Origin of the sequence: Mangrovibacillus sp. Mu-81 (assembly GCF_036867415.1) — a bacterium.
Taxonomy (GTDB): Bacteria; Bacillota; Bacilli; order Bacillales; family Bacillaceae_B; genus Rossellomorea.
In genome coordinates this window covers 50,362-72,680 of the sequence record NZ_JBAJHU010000004.1, presented here as the reverse complement: position 1 = coordinate 72,680, position 22,319 = coordinate 50,362, and the positions used below count along the sequence as shown (strand labels likewise).

Here is a 22,319-nt window from a genome sequence, read left to right as displayed (position 1 = left end):
GATAAGTTAGGAGTGAAAGTATGTTTGTCGATCAGGTCAAGATCTATACAAAAGGCGGAGACGGCGGTAACGGGATGGTTGCATTCCGCCGTGAAAAATATGTGCCTAAAGGCGGTCCTGCCGGCGGGGACGGCGGTCATGGGGCCGATGTCATCTTTGAAGTGGACGAAGGACTCAGAACGCTGATGGATTTCCGTTATCAGCGTCATTTCAAGGCACCTCGCGGAGAGCATGGCATGAGTAAGAACCAGCATGGAAGAAATGCGGAAGATATGGTCGTGAAAGTGCCGCCGGGTACGGTCGTCAAAGATGATGATACCGGTGAAACGATTGCCGACTTGATTCAGCATGGACAGCGTGCAGTCATCACGAAAGGCGGTCGCGGCGGTCGCGGGAATTCACGATTCGCAACTCCGGCAAATCCTGCTCCCGAGCTGTCGGAAAAAGGCGAGCCGGGTCAGGAACGCTACATCGTGATGGAATTGAAACTGCTGGCTGATGTCGGTCTTGTCGGATTTCCCAGTGTTGGAAAATCAACATTGTTATCGGTCGTATCTGCAGCGAAACCTAAAATCGCTTCTTACCACTTTACGACGATCGTCCCGAACCTTGGAATGGTCGAAACGGCGGATGGAAGAAGCTTTGTCATGGCCGATCTGCCGGGACTGATCGAAGGGGCTCATGAAGGAATCGGCCTCGGTCATCAGTTCCTTCGTCATATCGAGAGAACCCGTGTCATCGTTCATGTCATTGATATGAGCGGCATGGAAGGCCGCGACCCTTACGAGGATTATCTGACAATCAATGAAGAGTTGAAGCAGTATAACCTTCGTTTAACCGAACGTCCGCAAATCATCGTGGCAAACAAGATGGATATGCCGGAGGCGGAAGGAAATCTGGAAATATTTAAAGAAAAGCTTCAAGATGATTATCCTGTCTTCCCGATTTCTGCATTTACTCAACAAGGCTTGAAGGAGCTCCTGTTTGCAGTGGCAGATAAGTTGGAGACCACGGAAGAATTCCCGATCACAGAAGAAGTAGAAGAAACAGGCATTCACCGTGTGGTATACAGGCACGAAGAAGATCAGCGCGACTTTGTGATCACGCGTGATCCGGATGGAACCTTTGTTGTAAGCGGTGCGAAGATTGAACGGTTGTTCAAGATGACTGATTTCTCCCGTGAAGATTCCGTCAGACGTTTTGCAAGACAGCTTCGTTCTTATGGAGTGGATGAAGCCTTGCGTGAACGCGGTGCTGAAAACGGAGACACAATACGCTTGTTAAAATATGAATTTGAATTCGTTGATTAAGCCTGGTCGTATTGGAGGAATGATCGGTGGGGAAAAAATTTCAGGACGGTAAATTTTATTTAGTGCGTGAAGATGTGCTGCCGGAAGCGATGAAAAAAACGCTCGACGCCAAAGAGTTGATCGAAAGAGGAAAGGCTGACTCAGTGTGGGAAGCCGTTAATCGTGTAGATCTCAGCCGGAGCGCGTTTTACAAATACCGTGACACGGTCTTCCCGTTCCATACGATCGTGAAGGAAAGAATCATCACGCTATTCTTTCATTTGGAAGATCGTTCAGGTACCCTGTCGCATCTTCTGAGTGAAACGGCGAAGCATGGATGCAATATTTTAACCATTCATCAGACGATCCCGCTGCAAGGGAGAGCGAACGTAACGCTGTCCATTAATGTAACGGATCTCACAGTCGGCTTGGAAGATTTACTGTCAAATTTAAGAAGGCTTGAATTTGTGGAGAAAGTGGAAGTGTTGGGCTCAGGGGCCTGACACTTCTTTTTTTGTCTGGAAAGTATATGTTAACCCGTCATGAAAAATGATTTTGATATAACTTTTTTTAAAAGATGTAGTATACAAAACGATCCTTTACATGTTAGAATGTTCAATAAATTTCTTGAGAGGAAGAGACCATTTGAAAATTGCTTATTTAGGACCTCAGGCTTCTTTCACGGACCTTGCCGTGAAGAAAGCTTTTCCAGTAGAAAATAAAGTACCCTGTGTTACGATACCCGATTGTATAGAGGCTGTCATTGAGGGAGAGGCTGACTATGCTGTCGTCCCTTTGGAAAACGCACTGGAGGGTTCTGTACATATTACGGTTGATTACTTGTTTCATGAAGCGAATTTATCCATTGTTGCCGAGCTTACTTCCCCTATTCAGCAGCATCTGATGGTGCATCCCGGCCATGGCGGAGATGAAAGCAAGGTAGAGAAGATTTTGTCCCATTCTCATGCACTCGCTCAGTGTCATAAATTCCTTCATCAGAATTTCCGGGGCACTCCACTGGAGCAGGCGACGTCAACCGCAGCAGCTGCCAAATATGTAAGCGAGCACGGGCAGGAAAGGCTGGCGGCAATCGGCAATGAATTGGCTGCTCTAGAGTACGGGTTAACGATCATACATAAGAACATCCATGATTTTGCTTACAATCATACACGGTTCATCGTTCTGCATAATCAATATGATTCTCTTGAACTTCCCCATGAAAAGAGCGGAGACAAGACGACACTGATGGTTACTCTACCGAAAGACCGTTCAGGAGCGCTTCATCAGGTTCTTTCCACGTTTGCCTGGAGGCAGCTGAATTTAAGCAAGATCGAATCAAGGCCGTTGAAGACCGGTTTGGGGGATTATTTCTTCCTGATCGATGTTGCCCATGGCATGGACGAGGTGCTGCTGCCGGGAGCCGTCAGCGAGATGGAGGCACTGGGTTGTGAAGTGAAAATGATCGGGACGTATGCATCTTACCTGTTGGAGAAATAAATCATGCTGAGCCCGTCCGAGTAAAAGCCCCGGTCCTGATTTTGAGGACCGGGGGTTCATTTTATCCATATGATTTCATTAAAAAACCGGCTTCCTTAAGGGCATTTTCTGCTTTCAGCAATGTTTCCTCATTGTGAGCCATAAGCGTATGTAAATGCACACCTTCTGTTAATTCAGATAAGTATGCGGCTTGCGTTGTTTCGATTTTGGTTAGGAACTTTTCCACTTCTTTCCGGTTCGAGACCATGATGGATGCTGTCAGGTCACCGTAAACGCCGTGCTCGATTTTTACATCCTTCACGGTGACACCGTGATCCACGAGTAACAAAAGTTCCTCTTCTGCCCTGTCCGGAGCGTGCTGACAAGCGACGATCCGTTCCGCCATCATGTCACGATTCGAACTTGGCATATACAGATAGCCTTGACTCGTAGCAAGTATCGGCTCTCCTTTGGCCTTCAGCAAAGTGATATCACTGACGATGACCTGCCGGCTTACATTTGCGAGCTTCGCGAGGTCGCCGCCTGTTATCGGGGCTTGTTTCGATAAGAGAAGATCCAGAATGACCTGCCTTCTTTCCTCTCCAAGAATCTTTTTCCCTGCCACTGCTATCTCCTCCGTTTTTTATTATATGGCTCTTTTCGTAAACTTTGTTACTTTGCACACTAGAAAATACCACAAATTGGGTATTGTCGGTTATTAAAACTTGGGTTCGAAAAGAGCATGTGCGAGCACTTCAATCAGTCTCCTTGATACGTACGACAGCAACAATCTTGTAGAAAAGAGCATTTTATATAGGAAATCATACCATAATTGATTGTTCAAGTTAAGAAATGTATGCATCGTGCCGAATATGGGAGAGGACTTCTGCAAGTTCTTCGATTTGCCCGCGGGTTGTATCCCTCCCGAGGGAAATGCGGATAAATTCTTTTCCTTCCCTTTCTCCCAATCCCATGGCATCCAGCGTCTTCGAAATGGAGTGTTTTCCCGACTGACAGGCACTGCCTGTCGAAAGATGAATGCCTCTCCGGTTACACTCAAGCATAAGCCATTGACCTTCTACTCCGTCGATTCTCATCCCGATTATATGGGGGAGCTGGCGGGCCTCGGGAGCACCGTATACAGTGAACGGGGTTTCTGATGAGCTTCCCAGCACCTTGAAGAAATGGTTTCGCAGTCCGGTAAAGTGATCATATTCATCAAGGGGGTTTGTTTTTAATGCAGCCGTTGTCAGCCCTGCTATCCCGGGAAGATTTACAGTGCCCCCCCTGAATCCATGTTCATGGGTTTGGTGCGGCATATAGGGACGGATATCTGAACTAGGATGAAAATAGACGGCACCGACACCTTTTGGCCCGTAGATTTTATGAGATGAGATCGTCAAGCTGTCTACGATCGAAGCAGCTTGTTTACTATCCAACTTTCCAAAGGATTGTACCATATCACTATGAAATAAAATATCTTTACCATGAAGCAGTTTCTTTATATCCAGAAGCGGCTGAATCGATCCGATTTCTCCATTGGCATGACTGACGGATACCACCGTCGTTTGATCTGTAATGGCTTCTTCCAAAGCATCCAGATCGATAAGACCTTCTGAAGTATAAGGAATCATTGTGATCAGGAAACCTTCTCTCTCCAAAAAGGCAGCGGCACTGTGAAGGGAAGAATGTTCCGCCCCGCTGATGATGACATGTCTGCCCTTCTTTTCATAACTGAATGCCAATGAAAGAAGGGCGAGGTGATTTCCCTCCGTTCCGCCGGAAGTAAACGATATTCCCTGAGCCGGAACACCTAAGACCCCTCCAAGCCGCTTCCGGCAATTCTCCAGCAGAAGCTGAGCTTTCCCGCCCGTATCATGCAGGCTGCTGGCATTCCCCCAATAATCTTCACTGACTTTCGCATAAATCTTTAAACATTCCGGATCTACCGGTGTCGTTGCCGCATAATCGAAATAAAGCATCTTTCATTCTCCTTCAGCTAGCAGTCTATAAAAAAACTCTTGTCATTAGTTTAATAATGTGTAAATATATGTGTCAAGACACCTGTAAATAATCAGGAGGATTTTCGCATGATAAAAACCGACGTAATCATAGTGGGCAGCGGAATTGCAGCATTGCAGCTTGCCCGTCAGCTACAGGAGCACTTGAATGTGATGATTATCACAAAGAAAAAGTTGAGGGACAGTAATTCCTATCTTGCACAGGGCGGGATTGCGGCACCGGTAGGCAAATGGGATAAGGTGGAACTCCACACAAAAGATACCTTGAAAGCAGGCTGCCATCATCAGCCTGAACATATTGTAAAGAACGTGATCAGTGATGGAAAAAGAATAGTAGATTACATGATTGGGGACGGAGCACCCTTTGACAGAAAAAGTGATGGGGAACTCGCGCTCGGAATGGAGGGTGCTCACAGCATCGCCAGGATCCTGCATAGCGGCGGTGATCAAACGGGCAGATTCATGGTGGAATACTTATTGAATGCACTTGATGAGAAAACAAGGATCGTCGAGGGGGAAATGGTCTTTGAACTCGTCAAGAATATACGGGGTAAGTGCTGTGGTGTCAAAACAAAACTTGTTGACGGCTCCATCAACTATTATCCTGCTTCTCACGTGGTCCTTGCCACCGGAGGCGCTGGTGCCGTGTATTCGGTGAACAGCAACGCGCCGACTGCAGCCGGTGACGGAATGGCTTTGGCGTTCCGGACAGGTGCTGCGCTGTCTGATATGGAATTCATCCAATTTCATCCGACCCTTTTGTCCCTGCGCGGCGAGTCAGGCGGGCTCATTTCAGAAGCTGTCCGGGGAGCGGGGGCCCTTCTCATCAATGAAAGAGGCGAAAGGATCATGGAAGGGGTCCATCCGCAGCTGGAGCTTGCGCCGCGCCACATTGTCGCTGAAAGGATAAATGGTGAGCGGCTCTCGGGGAAGACGATTTATCTCGATATTTCACCGGTAAAAGATTTCGAAGCGAAATTTCCTTCGATTACAAAAATGTGTAAGATTCATCAAATACCTTTGGATGAGGGTAAAATACCTGTTTCCCCCGGGTGTCATTTCACGATGGGAGGGATCCTGACCGACGAAGTGGGAAATTCCACCATTGAGGGGTTGTATGCAATCGGGGAGGTTGCCTGCACCGGATTGCATGGGGCAAACCGGCTTGCATCCAACTCGCTGCTTGAAGGACTGGTATTTGGAGAGCGACTGGCAAAACATCTGATAACGTCCAATAAGAACGCTCCTCCTGAGATCATGGAATCAGAACAATGCGGGAACCCGCCTGAAATCAACTTTAATGGAGCTGAGCTAAAAGAGCGGATGATGAGGGATGTGGGAATCATCCGGAATGAAAAGAATTTGACTCGTCACCTCAACTGGTTGAACGCACGATCATTATCCTTTAATACAGACCTGGATCCGTTATCACAAAGTGAGATACAAACATACTTGATGTGGGTGGTCAGTACGCTTATTACACAGTCAGCACTCATCAGAACGGAAAGCAGAGGCGGGCATATCCGGTCTGACTACCCGCTAGAAAACGATGAAGAATGGTTTAAACGCTCGATTTTATTAATGAAAGAAAATCATCAATTGAAGGTGGTATATGATGAACAACATCAAATTGAAATCTATGCTTGAAGAATTTTTCATAGAAGATCTGGGAGATGGTGATCTCTCATCGGAAAGTGTTTTTGCTGCCGAAGACAAAGGGACATTTTTCTTAATCGTGAAGGAAGAGGGTATTTTCTGCGGCAAAAGTGTGATTGAGACGGCATTCTCACTATTGGATCCGGGTGCCGAAGCAGACGTGCATGTGCAAGATGGGGACAGGGTAAAGGAAGGGCAGCTGCTCGCCAAGGTGACCGGGTGTATGAGAACCCTGCTGCAGGGAGAACGGGTCGTGTTAAATCTTATTCAGCGCATGAGCGGCATAGCGACAGCAGCCAACCGGGCAGTTCAAGTGACATCGGGAAGCGGGGTCAGGATCTGCGACACCAGAAAAACGACACCGGGTCTGCGGATGCTCGAGAAATACGCCGTCAGGACTGGAGGGGCTTACAACCACCGGAACGGACTGTACGATGCAGTCTTGTTAAAGGATAACCATCTTTCATTTGCAGGTTCGATTTCGTCCGCTATTAATAAGGTGAAGCAGAAGTGCGGTCATACAGTGAAAATAGAAGTGGAAGTGGAATGTGAAGAGGATCTCAAGGAAGCCGTGGAAAGCGGTGCAGACATCATCATGTTTGATAACTGCAGCCCCGGGCAGATCAAGGAATGGATTCACCATGTCCCCCCTCACATTGTGACTGAGGCATCGGGGGGGATTACGGAAGTCAATTTGTCTGAGTATGCACATACCGGAGTCGGATATATTTCACTTGGGTATTTAACTCATTCCGTCAAATCGCTGGATATAAGTGCCAGAGTATTCATTCATGAGGGGGCTTCATAATGGGATTGCTGGAAGAACTTACGGTACAAACAGGTGTCCTGCCTGAGTCGATCACCTCTCTTACGAAGGAAGAGATGGAGAACAGAGTATGGAAAATCAAAAAGGTACTGGGAAAAAAGCTCTTCATCCCGGGCCACCATTATCAGAAAGATGAAGTCATCCAGTTTGCCGATGCAGTCGGAGATTCGCTTCAATTGGCGCAGCTTTCATCAGAAAACCAGGAAGCAGATTATATCGTATTCTGCGGTGTACATTTCATGGCGGAAACTGCTGACATTTTAACGCAGGAACATCAACAGGTCATTTTGCCGGATATGAGAGCGGGATGCTCAATGGCTGACATGGCCGATATTCATCAAACAGAAAAAGCCTGGCGAAGGCTGCAGGGGATATATGGAGATACGATCATCCCTCTTACCTATGTCAATTCAACTGCTTCCATTAAAAGCTTTGTCGGCAGGAATGGCGGGGCTACCGTCACATCATCAAACGCGCACAAAATGGTGGAATGGGCACTGGAGGAAAAGGAACGGATCCTGTTCCTCCCTGATCAGCATCTCGGCAGGAATACAGCAGCAGACCTTGGAGTGAAAATGAATGAAATGGCTGTGTGGGACCCAATCACGGAAGAATTGATGTATGCAGGGGATGTGGAAGACATCAGGGTGATCTTGTGGAAAGGACATTGCTCGGTCCATGAAAACTTTACAGAGAAAAACATGGAACATGTACGGATGGCCCACCCTGAAATGAAAATTATCGTCCATCCCGAATGCCGGCGGGAGGTTGTTGAGAAATCAGACTTGAATGGGAGCACGAAGTTCATCATCGAAACGATCCGGAGTGCATCAATGGGCAGTTCCTGGGCAATCGGGACCGAAATGAACCTGGTCAAGCGGCTGATTGCGGACCATCCCGATAAGCTGATCATTTCCCTCAATCCATATATGTGCCCATGCCTGACAATGAACCGGATCGACCTTCCCCACTTACTTTGGGCATTGGAAACGGTCATGGAAAACAGAACGCAAAATATTATAAAAGTAGACGAAGACACATCAAGAAACGCCATCCTGGCACTGAACCGGATGCTGAGCAGGGTGTAGAACCCCCGGCAGATTGGTCCTCGGGGATGAAGCGGGCAGAAAAAATTTTCTGTCCGTTCTTTTTTGTTCTGAAGACTTTGTTGAATTGAAAGCATATACAGCTTACTATCTGGTATATTTTCCCCTGCCATTTCATAAGTTTTTATGTAGATGATTAGCAATTTGCCTATCTTGTCATAGGATATATAGACTTATGCCTGAGGAGGGAAAAAGAGTGAAAATCCATATTGTTCAAAAAGGGGACACTCTTTGGAAAATCGCCAAGAAATATGGTGTGAATTTCGAAGAGTTAAAGCAAATGAATGCCCAACTGTCGAACCCTGATATGATAATGCCGGGAATGAAAATCAAAGTTCCGGCTTCAGGTGGATCCGTAAAAAAAGAAACCCAGATAAAATTCGGATCCAAAGAAGCACCTAAGAAAGAAATGCCAATGAAAGAGATGCCTAAAGCTGAGCATCCTTTCAAAGAGCAGAAACCGATTACACAGCCTGCTGCTGAACAGCCGAAGAAAGCACAGAAGCCGTTTACTCCGAAGATGCCGAAGCCGGTCGTCCCGGAAATTGATATTAATAATTATTACATGATGAACATGGCGAATATGCAAATGCAGCAGCCGATGCAACAACCGATGCAGAAACCGATGCAGAAACCAATGCAAAAACCAATGCAACAACCGATGCAGAAACCAATGCAGAAACCAATGCAAAAACCGGTCCAGCAGCCAAAACCGCAGCCAAAACCTCAGCCGAAAACTCAACCCAAAATGAAAGAAATGCCTAAAATGCCGCCTAAACCTTCCAATATTCTTCCAAAAGCCAAAGATAAGATAGAACCAAAAGCTGAGAAACCTAAACAAAACAATGTAAAAGGAATTCATGACGAAGAAGAAAGCTTACAAATGCCGGCTCAGCCACAACAACAAGGAGGGTACAATCAACCTATGTATTTCAACCCGTATAATTGCGCACCTGCTTCACCAGTAATGCCAGGTTCAGGTTTTGGAGGTCCACATGGGGGAATGCATCCAGGTCATGGAATGCCGATGGGACCCGGTGGTCAGGTTCAAGGTGCATCGATGATGCCTGGAATGCAGCAAATGCCCATAATGCATGGAATGGGTTATGATGATGACGAATCTTCAATGATGCCATTCATGCCAAACCAAAGCCCGATGGGTCAGCCATCCGGCGTGATGGGAGCGCAAAGCCCGATGGGTCAGCCATATGACGTGATGGGAGCGCAAAGCCCGATGGGTCAGCCATATGACGTGATGGGAGCGCAAAGCCCAATGGGTCAGCCATATGGCGTGATGGGAGCGCAAAGTCCGATGGGTCAGCCATCCGGTGTGATGGGAGCGCAAAGTCCGATGGGTCAGCCATATGGCGTGATGGGAGCGCAAAGTCCGATGGGTCAGCCATCCGGGGTGATGGGAGCACAAAGCCCAATGGGTCAGCCATCCGGTGTGATGGGAGCGCAAAGTCCAATGGGTCAGCCATCCGGTGTGATGGGAGCGCAAAGTCCAATGGGTCAACCGTCCGGTGTGATGGGCGTCTTTGATGAAGATGACGATTATCCTTCTGCACAAATGCCTTTCCAATCAGCACCGGGTCAGTGGATGCCATATGAGAACTGCTACCCTTCTTCTCCAGTAATGCCTGGATCCGGATTTCCGGGAGGCATGCATGGTCAGCCGATGTGGCCACATGGTCAAGTCCAGGGAGCAATGGAAGAGTCACCATCTTCTGGACAATGGCCAATGGGTCAGCCATCCGGCGTGATGGGAGCGCAAAGTCCAATGGGTCAGCCATCCGGCGTGATGGGAGCGCAAAGTCCAATGGGTCAGCCGTCCGGTGTGATGGGAGCGCAAAGTCCGATGGGTCAGCCGTCCGGTGTGATGGGAGCGCAAAGTCCGATGGGTCAGCCATATGGCGTGATGGGGGCGCAAAGTCCGATGGGTCAGCCGTCCGGCGTGATGGGAGCTCAATGGCCAATGGGTCAGCCATCCGGCGTGATGGGAGCTCAATGGCCAATGGGTCAGCCATCTGGCGTGATGGGAGCGCAAAGTCCAATGGGTCAGCCATCCGGCGTGATGGGAGCTCAATGGCCAATTGGTCAGCCGTCCGGAGTAATGGGAGCGCAAAGCCCGATGGGTCACCCATCTGGTGTGATGGGAGCAAGCGATCATGATTGCGGCTGCGGCGGTCCAAAAGGATATGGAATGATGCAGCATCATATGCCTCAAGGAATGCCATACGGACCGGGGCCGGGAATGATGGGTCCTGGAATGCGGATGGACCAGGGGATGTTCGGACCGGGAGCCTTTGCCATGCCAAACTTCCAAGATGACGACCTTGACGGTTGATTTGCATCCGGGAGGAGACGATTATACGTATCGTCTCCTTTCTTATTTAAGAAATAAATTAAACGATTATTCCGCATCCCTAAAAAAATTAAAAGAAGGAAAATGGATGTTATACAGTAATGGAATGAGGTGGTTCGTAAAAAGATTCCCGAGCCAGTCCAGATTCATTATGCAAGAAACATTGATAAATACATTATTGCAGCAGAATTTTCCCCACGTCCTGCCATTCCACCCAATCCATCATAGGGAAGTACTTTTATTCGAAGGTCATCCGATCGGACTGACGATGTGGCTGGAAACGAGTGAAACCATCAACTATGGCAACGCCAAGGACAGGAATGATGTCTTATTTGTACTGAAAAAATTTCATGACACAACTGGCACATTCCATGGTAAGTGGCTGGAGGAACTTCCTAAATATAAATGGATGAAGAAGTGGAAGAAACGTTTGAGTCTATTTGAACATAATATTCCCTTTCTTCAACCGTTCATTCAGCCGTATTACCTGTATACTTATCTGCAGTGGGGGAAACGTGCAGTTGAACAATTGGAAGAACTCAATCATCCTGAAAAACCTTTCTGCATCACACATGGAGATGTAGCGCATCATAATTTCCTGCGGGGGAAAAACGGCAATGTGTATATGATTGATTTCGACTTGATTGCTCTGTCTGCGCCTTTAATGGATGACCTGCAATTCTGTAACCGCATCCTTCCTTTTATCAATTGGTCGCTGAATGACTTGAAACAATTGGATGTGTATCAAAAATATCATCATCAACTGGCTTTTTATCTTGGTTTACTTTATCCGACAGATGTTTTCAGGGAATGGAACAGGTTCCTCAGGGAAGATTCCCATTATAAACAGCGGGCATGGAATTATCTCATCAATTTAACAATCCACCAATTTCCCCAGAGGATGCAATTCTCTCAAGAGCTGCATCAGGAAGCAAACCGCATCCTAACCCATAATGTAGGAGAAGCCTCCAACTACTTGAAGGAATGAAGACAGCCGCTCTTTCACAACCTAATGGTGAGCAGTAATTATGCTCAATCAGCGGGTTGAAGGAGGTAACACCATTGAATAAACGATTATTCATGGTACCATTGACGGCCGTAATGACATTTGGGCTGGCAGCCTGTAATACAGGAGAAGAAGAAGCTCAAAATAAGTATACAGATTCCTACGAGCCACTGGGATATTACTCCAATGAAGGCCATGGGGGAGATAAGCGGGATGAAAGAGATGGACCGCTGACGGAGATGTATGACCATTCAGTCGGCGGGGAAGGACAGGATATTCGTCAAAGGAAGCGTGAGTATCTTCAAGTCAAAGACGATAATGGAAATCCCAGAAACCCATCTGCTCCGCTGGCGGATCACGACAAGAGCTTCTTTGAACAGGACGGCCGCGCAAGTCATGGAGACGCGAATTATCATGGGCATTTAGATGATAATACCAGAAAAGCAAACAGATCATATTACACTGCTTACGAAGGTGATCTGGCCGAAAAAATCGGGGATGTTACCGGTAATGTTGAAAACGTAAGCGATGTTCGTGCAGTTGCTTATGGCACCGACGTACTGATAGCGGTCGAACTTCAAGACCACAGCAAAAGGAAAGAAGAAGTAACAAAAACAAGCATCAAAAAAGCTGTGAAACCATATCTTAACGGCCGTTCCGTAAAGGTTGTTACCGATGAAGGAACGTTCAGCCGGGTTAGAAATATCGATAATGATCTGCGGGACGGCGGTCCTTTTGAAGGAATCAACCTGGATATCGATAATATGTTCAAGGCGTTAAAGAATAATGATTGAAAGTAATGGGTCACTAAAAGAGTCAGGCTCTTTTAGTGATCTTTTTTTGTTTATAGGAGGAAACATGAAATAAATTAAAAGGTGTTGGATATTCTTAGTAAAGTTTGGTCACACTAATTATTGAAGAATGACACAAAATTAGTACGAGGTGATCACGATGACGATGAAGATTCGGATCGTGTTTATGGTGATGCTGCTGCTTGGTGCTTTTTACTTTACGTTTTTTTATACGGAAGAAAAACAGGCTGCAGACCGTGATAATGTCCTGCAGACAGAAACGGGAGATCTCCCGGTTGATGTCGCTTCGGCTCATACTGTTACGGTGAAACTGGAAAGAGTGTATCTGGATGGGGAAATCAGTGAAGAAATCGTACAGGAAACGATCTGGAGTATGGAGGATTTCTGGGCGGCGTATGCTGAATGGCAGCTGATTGATATGACAGAGGAAGAAGTCATCTTCCAAAAACAAGTGGATGATATTTCACCGCTGTTAAAAACGAACGGCTACTTCGGTATCTCAGAAAACGGGGTTCTTTCCATTTTTAACGGAAAGCCGGGTCAGGCGGAAATCATACAGTCCTTCTTTCAAATCGATATGAAAAAACTCGAAAGCAACAGTCATGAGACTTTGCTGAAAGGGATCCCTGTAAAGTCCAAGCAGAAGTTTGAAGAGGTGTTGGAAAGCTTTAAACAGTATTCAGTACTTGAGTAAAAAGAAATGCCGGCCGCTGAAGAGTGCATATAGAATGAAAACAACCAGAATGACACATGATTCTGGTTGTTTTTTGTTCATTTCCAGAAAAAAACAGGTTCTTTAATTCGAATTCCTCCCATTTAATAATAGTTACCGCCCAGTGAGACAATCATCCAGAAAAATTACTTCCCATACTGATTCACATTCGGTGAATTTCTGATAAAATAAGAACAGGTGTTTCTCTAAAGACCGGTATTTTCCGACTTTATGGCCAAAAATATGATACAATGAGTATTTACATAGACAGGGAGAGAATTCGATGTATGAATATATAAGAGGGACTGTCACTCAAGTCGGTCCTGAGTACGTAGTGGTTGAAAACAACGGAATCGGCTATCAGCTCAATGCTGCGAATCCATTTATCTATTCAAACTATCAGAATCAGGAAATACAGATTTTCACATATCAGCATGTGAGGGAAGATCTCATTGCCCTTTATGGATTCCTGGCATTGGAAGAAAAATTATTGTTCATGAAATTATTGAACGTATCGGGAATAGGGCCAAAAGGTGCATTGGCCATCCTGGCATCCGGTGCTCCGCAGCAGGTCATCACCGCGATTGAAGAAGAAAATGAAAGCTTCCTGACGAAGTTCCCCGGGGTAGGGAAGAAAACGGCACGCCAGATGATCCTTGATCTGAAAGGTAAACTTCAGGATGTCGTTCCGGATTACTTCCCCAATCTCTTTAACGAACATGATGAATCAGCTGCAGGGTCAGCCGGCAAAGACGAGGCGTTTGAAGAAGGGGTACTTGCCCTTAAGGCTCTTGGCTATTCGGACAGGGAGATCAAGAAAGTGACACCAAAATTGAAAGGTGAAGGCTTGTCAGCGGATGAAATCATCCGTAAAGCCCTTCAGCTGCTTTTGAAATAATAATAATAGAAATGAAGAAAGGAGGAAGGCTGAATGGAAGACAGGATTGTATCAGGAGAATCCGAATTAAACGAGGATTCCTTTGAGTATTCGTTGAGACCCCGGACGATAAAGCAATATATCGGACAGGACAAGGTGAAACACAATCTCGAGGTGTTCATTGAAGCAGCAAAAATGCGTCAGGAAACATTGGATCATGTTCTTCTCTATGGGCCGCCGGGGCTCGGGAAGACAACCCTTGCAGCTGTCATCGCCAATGAGATGGGTGTGAATCTCCGCACGACTTCGGGACCGGCAATCGAGAGACCGGGGGATCTTGCAGCAGTCCTTACTGCGCTGGAGCCCGGGGATGTACTGTTTATAGATGAGATCCACCGGCTGCCGCGGGCAATCGAAGAAGTATTGTATCCGGCAATGGAAGATTTCTGCCTCGATATCGTAATTGGTAACGGACCGAGTGCGCGGTCCGTTCGTTTGGATCTTCCGCCTTTCACGCTGGTAGGAGCCACGACCCGAGCAGGAGCTCTTTCTGCACCGCTCAGGGACAGGTTTGGAGTTTTATGCCGATTGGAATATTATAATGAGGAGCAATTGAATGAAATTGTTCAGAGGACCGCGGCGATTTTACATACTGAGATTGAAGCGTCAGCTTCTGAAGAGCTTGCAAGGCGTTCGAGGGGTACCCCGCGTATAGCGAACAGATTGCTTCGCAGAGTCAGGGATTTTGCCCAGGTGAAAGGAAACGGGGACATCACTTCCCAGGTTTCAAGGGAAGCTCTGGAGCTTCTCCAAGTCGATAAGCTCGGTCTGGACCATATCGATCATAAGCTGCTCAGGGGGATCATCGAACGTTTCAGGGGCGGTCCCGTGGGACTTGATACGATTGCCGCAAGCATAGGGGAAGAATCACATACAATTGAAGACGTGTACGAACCTTATCTTTTGCAGATCGGCTTCCTGCAGCGCACACCTCGGGGGCGTATCGTCACGCATCTTGTGTATGAGCATTTCCAACTGGAGGTGCCGGCCAAGTGACAGGTCTTCCGAAGCTGCTGATGATCATCGGGGGAATCATCCTGATCATCGGCTTTCTGATGCAATTCATTAAAATAGGGAAACTCCCTGGTGATATCGTGATCAAAAAAGAAAATACAACATTTTATTTTCCACTTATGACTTCTATTTTGTTAAGTGTTATACTTTCACTTGTCTTTTATATCATTGGACGATTCAAATAGACCTCATATGTGAGATTGAAAAGCTGGGTGACATAAAGTGAATGTAGAAGATTTTGATTTTCATCTGCCGGAGGAGTTGATTGCTCAGACACCTCTTGAGCATCGATCCGAAAGCAGGTTGATGGTACTGGATAAAGAGCGGGGAGCGATTGAACATTACCGATTCAAGAATATTGTCGATTTCCTAAATGAAGGAGACTGCCTCGTTTTAAATGACACCCGTGTACTGCCGGCACGTCTCTTCGGACAGAAACAGGATACCGGCGCTAATATTGAAGTGCTTCTGTTGAAGCAGGAAGACGGAGATCAGTGGGAGACACTCGTAAAGCCTGCAAAACGTGTCAGAGTGGGAACGGAGATCGTATTTGGTGACGGGAAACTGAAAGCGACTTGTGTCGGGTTGAAAGACCATGGCGGAAGAATACTTGAATTCCAATATAATGGTATTTTCTATGAAGTATTGGATGAGCTTGGAGAAATGCCGCTGCCCCCGTATATCCGTGAACGACTGGACGAGCAGGAAAGATATCAGACGGTGTTTGCCAGGGAAAGGGGTTCCGCTGCGGCACCGACTGCAGGGCTCCACTTTACTGAAGAGCTTCTTGAAGAATTGAAGGCAAAAGGGGTACATATCGCCTTTATCACCCTTCATGTCGGGCTGGGTACGTTCAGGCCGGTATCGGTGGATACTATTGAAGAACATGATATGCATGCAGAGTTTTATCAGGTTTCAGGAGGCACTGCACGCCTGCTTAATGAAGTAAAAAGGAACGGCGGACGAATCATTACTGTCGGGACAACTTCGACGCGAACGTTAGAAACGATTGCTTCGAAACATGGGGAATTCGTTGAAGAAAACGGATGGACCAATATCTTTATCTATCCGGGATATGAATTTAAGGGAATTGATGGACTGATCACGAATTTCCATCTTCCGAAATCAACGCTGATCATGCTTGTGAGCGCCTTAGCCGGAAGGGAAAATGTTTTAAAAGCGTATGAAACAGCGGTTAAAGAACGGTATAGATTCTTTAGCTTCGGCGATGCAATGTTCATCAAATAACCTTGGCTTTACCTAATTCGGAAGGAGAATCACCACCTTGACTGCAATAAAATATGAATTGATCAAAACTTGTAAACAGACCGGAGCGAGACTCGGACGTGTGCATACACCTCATGGTTCCTTTGAAACACCAGTCTTTATGCCGGTAGGAACATTGGCCACCGTTAAAACGATGTCCCCTGAAGACTTGAAATCAATGAATGCGGGCATCATCCTGAGCAACACCTATCATTTGTGGCTCCGTCCTGGTCATGAAATCATCAGGGAAGCGGGCGGCCTTCATAAATTCATGAATTGGGACCGTGCCATTCTCACGGATTCTGGGGGATTCCAGGTCTTCAGCTTGAGCAAGCTCCGTAAGATCGAGGAAGAAGGGGTGCATTTCCGTCACCATTTAAACGGTGATAAATTATTCCTGAGTCCCGAAAAAGCGATGGATATTCAAAATGCTCTAGGATCCGATATCATGATGGCATTCGATGAGTGTCCTCCATATCCTGCTGAATATGACTATATGAAGAGCTCCGTGGAAAGAACATCAAGATGGGCTGAGCGATGTCTTGCTGCTCATCAACGGCCGCAGGATCAGGGGCTGTTCGGGATTGTACAGGGAGGGGAGTATGAAGAACTCCGTAAACAAAGTGCCCGTGACCTTGTATCCCTTGACTTCCCAGGCTATGCTGTCGGAGGGCTTTCAGTAGGCGAGCCTAAAGATGTCATGAATACAGTTCTCGATTTTACGACACCGCATCTGCCGACGGATAAACCCCGTTATCTGATGGGAGTCGGTTCCCCAGACTCACTGATTGACGGTGCAATCAGAGGGATTGATATGTTTGACTGTGTACTTCCGACTCGTATTGCACGTAACGGTACACTGATGACGAGTGAAGGGCGCCTGGTCGTTAAAAATGCGAAATACGCAAGGGATTTCAGACCCATTGATGAAAAATGCGACTGTTATACATGTAAGAATTACAGCAGGGCGTATATCCGTCATCTTATAAAATGCGATGAAACCTTTGGAATACGCCTTACGACTTATCATAATCTTCATTTTCTGTTAAACTTAATGGAGCAGGTCAGACAAGCGATTCGAGAAGATCGACTGGGGGACTTCAGAGAAGAATTTTTCGAGCTATATGGTTTTAACCGTCCGGATGCGAAAAACTTCTAAGCTAATAGTGATTTCATGCTGATATTGAAAGGAGGGGAAATGAATGGATAGTTTAGGTACGATTTTACCGTTGATTCTTATGTTCGTGCTTTTCTACTTTTTGCTTATTCGACCGCAGCAAAAGCGTCAAAAAGCAGTTACGAAAATGCAAAGTGAACTGGCTAAAGGTGATAGAATCGTCACGATCGGCGGTTTACACGGAACGATTGATGCCATTGAAGAAGGCAAGATAGTCATCCTCTGCGGAGACGGAAGCCGACTTACATATGATCGCAATGCAATCAGAGAAGTAGTTAGCGTATAAACTCATCTTAGGTCAAAAAGGCTGTCCCTATGTGTCATACACAAAGGAACAGCCTTTCTTTATGTTCACTGTCTTGTCGAGCGAAACCTACTCCCTTGAAGGTCCGCCGCTCAAATTGACCCCAAGAATACCGCCCATCATCGCTGTTACGATATAGCAGCCATGATATACCATCTGTTCGATTGAAAAGAGGCTGTCGTATCCCAAATATTGAAACAGGAAAACGATGACAGTGTATATTAGTCCGGTAGATCCGCCGAGCATCCAGCCTTTCATCTTTCCTTTTCCACCTGACATGAATCCCCCGATAAATAATGCCAAAAATGAAATTATCGTGACAAATAACGAGATCGAACTTTCAGTCAGCTCTGTAAATCGAAGCATTAATGAAAATACTACACTTGCCACAACTGCTATTAAAAAAATGGTTAAAGTTCCGTAGAGTACGGCTCCCCCGATTTTTTTCGCTTCGATGATGGCTCTCCCCTTTCTGCCTCACTTATTTAATTTCTACTAGTACAAGCATATTCGCATAACTGTAAAAAAAGACTAGAAATTTTTCATGGTCAAGCCTCATAGAATTATAATGAACTCGACTTCGGGCAGAAGGAGCTTGATTTATGTCACCGACTCTCATTCTTATCGTTTTCGTACTTGTATACATTCTTTTGATCACAGAGAAATGGAACCGGGTGCTTGCGGCAATGGCCGGAGGTTCAGCCATGCTGTTGATTGGCGCGTTCCCGATTGAAAAGGCATTGTTCACCTATATCGATTGGAAGACCATCGCTCTATTATTTTCAATGATGCTCATCGTCACGATGACAAGTAAGACGGGCTTCTTCGAATATATCGCGATTCGTCTGGCACAATCCGTAAACGGAAACGGATTGTCCCTTCTTATTCTTTTCTCCTTACTGGCGGCAGTCGGATCCGCATTTCTGGCAAATGTCACGATTGCGATGCTGCTGGTCCCCATCCTTTTCAAGCTTACAAGGTTACTTGATCTGCCTCCGATCCCGTATTTGATCATGACAATACTTGCCTGCAACATCGGAGGAACCGCGACGCTGATAGGGGACCCTCCGAACATGATGATCGGACAGGCAGTGAAACACTTTACTTTCAACGCATTCCTGGAAAATCTGCTGCCGGTCGCAGCGCTTGTATATGTCGTCACATTATTGATTATGGGGCTGCTGTACAGGGAGGTCCTTCATGTAAAAGAAGATCGCAAACTGCTTCTTAAAGGTGTGGTCGCAAAAGATTACCTGAAAAGAAATAATGGTCTTTATCAATCGATCGCCGTTCTTTTTATGGTCCTGACCGGATTTTCCCTCTACCCGATGTTTCATCTTGATGTAACAACGGTGGCGATAGCGGGGGCAGTGCTGTTGATGCTGCTGCTGGAAAAAATTTATCCGCCTGAAAGTATATTAAAAGAGGTGGAATGGGGGACATTATTCTTTTTCATCGGTTTGTTCCTTCTTGTCGGAGGGATTGAGGAAGCGGGATTCATTGATGAAATAGCGCGTGAAATCATCAGAACGACTGATGGGGATATGCAGAAAACATCCTTTGTCATTCTTTGGGGGACTGGAATCCTCTCGGCCGTCGTCGATAATATTCCGTTCGTGGCAGCGATGATCCCGGTCATACAGGAGTTCGGCGAATTTGGAATGGTCAACATGGATCCGGTATGGTGGTCGCTGGCATTGGGAGCATGTTTGGGAGGGAACGGCACGCTGTTGGGATCTTCTTCAAATTTAGTCATTGCCGGGCTTGCTGCCAAAGAGGATGTACATATCAAGTTTTCCCAGTACATGCTGATCGGCATCCCCATAACGCTCATTTCACTGGCTGTTTCTTCTGTGTATGTGTATGTCAAATATTTGCGGCCATTCATGGGTGGTTAAAAATACCTCCGATTATTTTTTCACTGACGCTCATACTAGTAGGTGAAATGTTTTTTTGAGGGGGAAAAGTTGTGGAGGAATATGGGCTCATTATCATACGCACGCTTTTTCTTTATTTATTAATTACGTTTATCTTCAGAATCATGGGAAAAAGAGAAATCGGGGAACTAAGTATTTTGGACCTGGTTGTCTTTATCATGATTGCCGAAATGGCAGTAATGGCCATTGAGGAGCCGACAGATCCAATCATTCATACGATCCTCCCGATGAGTGTGATGGTCATTGTGCAATTCATATCTGCATGGTTTTCATTGAGGTCAAAATCTTTCAGGGAGTTTGTCGATGGAAAACCGACCGTTCTCATCCATAATGGGAAAATAGATGAAAAAGTGATGAAGAAACAGCGGTATAATTATGATGATTTATTGCTTCAGCTGCGTGAAAAAGATGTCTTTAATATAGCAGAGGTGGAATTTGCCGTTCTTGAGCCGTCCGGCAGTTTATCCGTCTTAAAAAAAGAAAAAAAATCTTCAGGCTCATTGACCCTCCCCCTGGTACTCGATGGGCAGGTTCAGAGCAGTCATCTTGAGATGATGGGGAAAACATCTTTCTGGCTTCGGAAAGAACTCAGGGAAAGAGGGTATAAAGAAATATCCGAAATTTCATTTTGCAGTTATCATAATGGCCAATTTTATATTGATACGATCGATAAGTGAAGCCCCTTTCTGCTTGATTACTCATCAGAAAGGGGCTTTGTATTTATGTTTAAGCATAGTGTGTATTGCAGCAGGATCCAGTGGTGGACTGAAATCAGGAGAGCAACGAAAACTAAACGATGAATCTCCGTATGAAGGGTACCCTGGCCAGATCATTTTTGACGATAAGCTTTAATGCAAGAGAAAGCGCAGTATAGACCACAGTTGTCGATACGACCCCGAAAATAAGTCTCCAAACCACCCCTTCCCCGGTAAAGAGAGTAAGGTAGGAGAAATGTGCCCATAAGCTGGATGCTGCGAGTATCAGCGTGATTTTGACATAGTCCCTGAGGTAAATGGTCATCGGGATATACTTAAGGATCGTCATCATGTGAAGCATAGTGACAAGCAGGAACCCTGTTACGATTCCTAAAGCCGCACCCTTAATTCCGAATGCCGGCTGTGAAGCAAGAATGAAGATCACCGCAGTCTTTACGACTGCTCCGATCAGGCTGTTGATCATCGCCGCCCGTGCAAGATTCAATGCCTGCAGCACCGCTTGCAGCGGTCCCTGATAATAATAGAACAGGAAGAAAGGTGCCATGATCATGAGGAAGACAGCCCCGTTTTCACTGCCGTACATGATGTGCATGAGCGGTTTGGCATACACATACAAAATGACGACAGAGATGCCGCCCGTGATGAGACAGAACCGTAAAGCCTGCTGAAGTCTGTGTTCGATAAGGGCATAATCTTTGTTCGAATTTGCTTCACTGATCGCAGGCACGAGAGACTGTGAGAGTGATAACGTGACAAAGGAAGGCAGAAACAAAAGCGGAAGGGCATATCCTGTAAGGGATCCGTACTGTTTGGTTGCCATCGAAGCTGCGACCCCGGCAATCGCAAGGCTGTGTGCGACGACAATCGGTTCAAAGAACCAGGCAATCGAACCGATCATCCTGCTTCCTGTTGCAGGAAGGGCAACGCTCATCAGTTCGGTGAAGGTCTGCCGTCCATCTTTCATCGATTTGAAGAAATTCTTTCTTATTTTAAACTTCTTTCTTAACTTGAAGCTTGCAAACAAATAAAGAAGCGAAGCAAGCTCGCCGAGGACAGATGCCGCCATGGCCGCAGCCGCCGCATATTCAATGCCATAAGGAAGGAATGTTTTTGTCAATACCGCGATCAGGGTGATGCGAACCACTTGTTCAATGACCTGTGAGATGGCAGACGGCTTCATATTCTGCCGTCCTTGGAAATATCCTCTGATCACCGATGATACGGCCACGATCGGAATGATCGGGGCGATGGCCACTAGCGGATAATAGATACGTTCATCCGTAAACAGTGTCTCGGTCAAATAGGGGGCAAGTAGCACGAGAGCAGGAGTGAACAGGATGGATAGGAGTAAAGTAGTGGATAAAGAGACAACTAATATTTTTTTTACTTTGCGCAGATCACCCTTTGCTTCCGCTTCGGCTACATTTTTTGAAATGGCAACAGGGAGGCCGAGTTGAGTGATGGTGATGACAAGGATGAGGGTGGGAAATGCCATCATGAAAAGGCCGACGCCTTCCTCACCGATGAATCTGGCAACGACGATCCGATTGACAAACCCTAATATCCTTGTAATAAAGGCCGCAGCCATCAGGATGATTGTGCCTTTAAGAAACTTTGACATAAAATTCCCTGCCTTCTCAAAAATGGTATAATCGTATACAATAATGTATATGCAGGCAAGTGGACAAAGCATGACAAG

General features: G+C 46.3%; 22 protein-coding genes. 18 read left to right on the top strand and 4 right to left on the bottom strand.

Features of this window, described 5'->3' with window-relative positions; translation table 11 throughout:
• The first annotated feature begins 20 nt into the window (after positions 1–20).
• The 3 genes from obgE to pheA all read left to right on the top strand — a co-directional run bounded on the left by obgE (position 21) and on the right by pheA (position 2,786).
• Positions 21–1,310, top strand: coding sequence for a GTPase ObgE (obgE, locus tag V6B33_RS10925; protein WP_334217787.1), 1,290 nt, complete (start codon positions 21–23; stop codon positions 1,308–1,310).
• A gap of 26 nt (positions 1,311–1,336) precedes the next feature.
• The gene (locus V6B33_RS10920; RefSeq protein WP_334217786.1) at positions 1,337–1,792 is read left to right on the top strand and encodes an ACT domain-containing protein; all 456 of its coding nucleotides are present in this window, start codon (positions 1,337–1,339) and stop codon (positions 1,790–1,792) included.
• A 142-nt stretch (positions 1,793–1,934) separates the two neighbouring features.
• Entirely contained in the window at positions 1,935–2,786 is an 852-nt protein-coding gene (gene pheA, locus V6B33_RS10915; protein ID WP_334217785.1) for a prephenate dehydratase, read from the top strand.
• Between the two features lie 61 nt (positions 2,787–2,847).
• On the opposite strand, the gene V6B33_RS10910 is transcribed toward pheA, so the two are convergent.
• Together V6B33_RS10910 and V6B33_RS10905 are read right to left on the bottom strand one after the other, a co-directional pair.
• Complete coding sequence (locus V6B33_RS10910; RefSeq protein WP_334217784.1) at positions 2,848–3,390, bottom strand: transcription repressor NadR; 543 nt, start codon at positions 3,388–3,390, stop codon at positions 2,848–2,850.
• 220 nt (positions 3,391–3,610) lie between these two features.
• A complete protein-coding gene (locus V6B33_RS10905; protein ID WP_334217783.1) occupies positions 3,611–4,747 on the bottom strand; it encodes an IscS subfamily cysteine desulfurase in 1,137 nt (378 codons plus the stop codon).
• 108 nt (positions 4,748–4,855) lie between these two features.
• On the opposite strand from V6B33_RS10905, the gene nadB reads away from it, so the two are divergent.
• The 13 genes from nadB (at position 4,856) to yajC (ending at position 17,949) form a co-directional block, all read left to right on the top strand.
• Entirely contained in the window at positions 4,856–6,433 is a 1,578-nt protein-coding gene (gene nadB, locus V6B33_RS10900; RefSeq protein ID WP_334217782.1) for an L-aspartate oxidase, read from the top strand.
• Entirely contained in the window at positions 6,402–7,250 is an 849-nt protein-coding gene (nadC, locus tag V6B33_RS10895; protein WP_334217781.1) for a carboxylating nicotinate-nucleotide diphosphorylase, read from the top strand. Before nadB ends, nadC begins: the two co-directional genes overlap by 32 nt.
• Positions 7,250–8,356 carry a quinolinate synthase NadA gene (gene nadA / locus V6B33_RS10890; protein WP_334217780.1) on the top strand — a complete coding sequence of 369 codons (1,107 nt, stop codon included), beginning with the start codon at positions 7,250–7,252 and terminating at the stop codon, positions 8,354–8,356. The genes nadC and nadA overlap by 1 nt, the downstream gene beginning before the upstream one ends.
• A 214-nt stretch (positions 8,357–8,570) precedes the next feature.
• Positions 8,571–10,721: a SafA/ExsA family spore coat assembly protein gene (safA, locus tag V6B33_RS10885; RefSeq protein WP_334217779.1), complete on the top strand. Its 2,151-nt coding sequence runs from the start codon at positions 8,571–8,573 to the stop codon at positions 10,719–10,721.
• A gap of 106 nt (positions 10,722–10,827) precedes the next feature.
• Positions 10,828–11,727, top strand: a complete 900-nt coding sequence (locus V6B33_RS10880) for a phosphotransferase (protein ID WP_334217778.1) — start codon at positions 10,828–10,830, stop codon at positions 11,725–11,727.
• A 74-nt stretch (positions 11,728–11,801) separates the two neighbouring features.
• The gene (locus V6B33_RS10875) at positions 11,802–12,539 is read left to right on the top strand and encodes a YhcN/YlaJ family sporulation lipoprotein (protein WP_334217777.1); all 738 of its coding nucleotides are present in this window, start codon (positions 11,802–11,804) and stop codon (positions 12,537–12,539) included.
• Positions 12,540–12,696: 157 nt separating this feature from the next.
• Complete coding sequence (locus tag V6B33_RS10870) at positions 12,697–13,251, top strand: intercompartmental signaling factor BofC (protein ID WP_334217776.1); 555 nt, start codon at positions 12,697–12,699, stop codon at positions 13,249–13,251.
• A gap of 301 nt (positions 13,252–13,552) precedes the next feature.
• Positions 13,553–14,167, top strand: a complete 615-nt coding sequence (ruvA, locus tag V6B33_RS10865; protein ID WP_334217775.1) for a Holliday junction branch migration protein RuvA — start codon at positions 13,553–13,555, stop codon at positions 14,165–14,167.
• A gap of 33 nt (positions 14,168–14,200) precedes the next feature.
• Positions 14,201–15,202 carry a Holliday junction branch migration DNA helicase RuvB gene (gene ruvB / locus V6B33_RS10860; protein WP_334217774.1) on the top strand — a complete coding sequence of 334 codons (1,002 nt, stop codon included), beginning with the start codon at positions 14,201–14,203 and terminating at the stop codon, positions 15,200–15,202.
• Positions 15,199–15,405 carry a DUF2905 domain-containing protein gene (locus tag V6B33_RS10855; protein ID WP_058297873.1) on the top strand — a complete coding sequence of 69 codons (207 nt, stop codon included), beginning with the start codon at positions 15,199–15,201 and terminating at the stop codon, positions 15,403–15,405. Before ruvB ends, V6B33_RS10855 begins: the two co-directional genes overlap by 4 nt.
• Before the next feature lie 37 nt (positions 15,406–15,442).
• The gene (queA, locus tag V6B33_RS10850) at positions 15,443–16,468 is read left to right on the top strand and encodes a tRNA preQ1(34) S-adenosylmethionine ribosyltransferase-isomerase QueA (protein ID WP_334217773.1); all 1,026 of its coding nucleotides are present in this window, start codon (positions 15,443–15,445) and stop codon (positions 16,466–16,468) included.
• 37 nt (positions 16,469–16,505) lie between these two features.
• A complete protein-coding gene (tgt, locus tag V6B33_RS10845; protein ID WP_334217772.1) occupies positions 16,506–17,645 on the top strand; it encodes a tRNA guanosine(34) transglycosylase Tgt in 1,140 nt (379 codons plus the stop codon).
• 43 nt (positions 17,646–17,688) lie between these two features.
• Positions 17,689–17,949, top strand: a complete 261-nt coding sequence (yajC, locus tag V6B33_RS10840) for a preprotein translocase subunit YajC (protein WP_334217771.1) — start codon at positions 17,689–17,691, stop codon at positions 17,947–17,949.
• Between the two features lie 87 nt (positions 17,950–18,036).
• On the opposite strand, the gene V6B33_RS10835 is transcribed toward yajC, so the two are convergent.
• The gene (locus tag V6B33_RS10835) at positions 18,037–18,408 is read right to left on the bottom strand and encodes a TIGR04086 family membrane protein (protein ID WP_442915520.1); all 372 of its coding nucleotides are present in this window, start codon (positions 18,406–18,408) and stop codon (positions 18,037–18,039) included.
• A gap of 161 nt (positions 18,409–18,569) precedes the next feature.
• Between V6B33_RS10835 and V6B33_RS10830 the strand changes: the two genes are divergently transcribed.
• Complete coding sequence (locus V6B33_RS10830) at positions 18,570–19,865, top strand: ArsB/NhaD family transporter (RefSeq protein ID WP_334217770.1); 1,296 nt, start codon at positions 18,570–18,572, stop codon at positions 19,863–19,865.
• A gap of 71 nt (positions 19,866–19,936) precedes the next feature.
• Complete coding sequence (locus V6B33_RS10825) at positions 19,937–20,581, top strand: DUF421 domain-containing protein (protein ID WP_334217769.1); 645 nt, start codon at positions 19,937–19,939, stop codon at positions 20,579–20,581.
• Between the two features lie 112 nt (positions 20,582–20,693).
• Here the strand turns inward: V6B33_RS10825 and spoVB are convergent, their stop codons facing one another.
• Positions 20,694–22,241 (bottom strand): stage V sporulation protein B, encoded by a 1,548-nt coding sequence (gene spoVB / locus V6B33_RS10820; protein WP_334217768.1) that lies wholly within the window; start codon positions 22,239–22,241, stop codon positions 20,694–20,696.
• Between the last annotated feature and the right edge of the window lie 78 nt (positions 22,242–22,319).

Coding starts and splice junctions, on each gene's coding strand:
- yajC (WP_334217771.1), top strand. CDS start 17,689: ATGGATAGTTTAGGTACGATTTTACCGTTGATTCTTATGTTCGTGCTT.
- nadA (WP_334217780.1), top strand. CDS start 7,250: ATGGGATTGCTGGAAGAACTTACGGTACAAACAGGTGTCCTGCCTGAG.
- ruvA (WP_334217775.1), top strand. CDS start 13,553: ATGTATGAATATATAAGAGGGACTGTCACTCAAGTCGGTCCTGAGTAC.
- obgE (WP_334217787.1), top strand. CDS start 21: ATGTTTGTCGATCAGGTCAAGATCTATACAAAAGGCGGAGACGGCGGT.
- V6B33_RS10905 (WP_334217783.1), bottom strand. CDS start 4,747: ATGCTTTATTTCGATTATGCGGCAACGACACCGGTAGATCCGGAATGT.
- nadC (WP_334217781.1), top strand. CDS start 6,402: ATGAACAACATCAAATTGAAATCTATGCTTGAAGAATTTTTCATAGAA.
- nadB (WP_334217782.1), top strand. CDS start 4,856: ATGATAAAAACCGACGTAATCATAGTGGGCAGCGGAATTGCAGCATTG.
- V6B33_RS10870 (WP_334217776.1), top strand. CDS start 12,697: ATGACGATGAAGATTCGGATCGTGTTTATGGTGATGCTGCTGCTTGGT.
- V6B33_RS10880 (WP_334217778.1), top strand. CDS start 10,828: ATGTTATACAGTAATGGAATGAGGTGGTTCGTAAAAAGATTCCCGAGC.
- ruvB (WP_334217774.1), top strand. CDS start 14,201: ATGGAAGACAGGATTGTATCAGGAGAATCCGAATTAAACGAGGATTCC.
- V6B33_RS10830 (WP_334217770.1), top strand. CDS start 18,570: ATGTCACCGACTCTCATTCTTATCGTTTTCGTACTTGTATACATTCTT.
- spoVB (WP_334217768.1), bottom strand. CDS start 22,241: ATGTCAAAGTTTCTTAAAGGCACAATCATCCTGATGGCTGCGGCCTTT.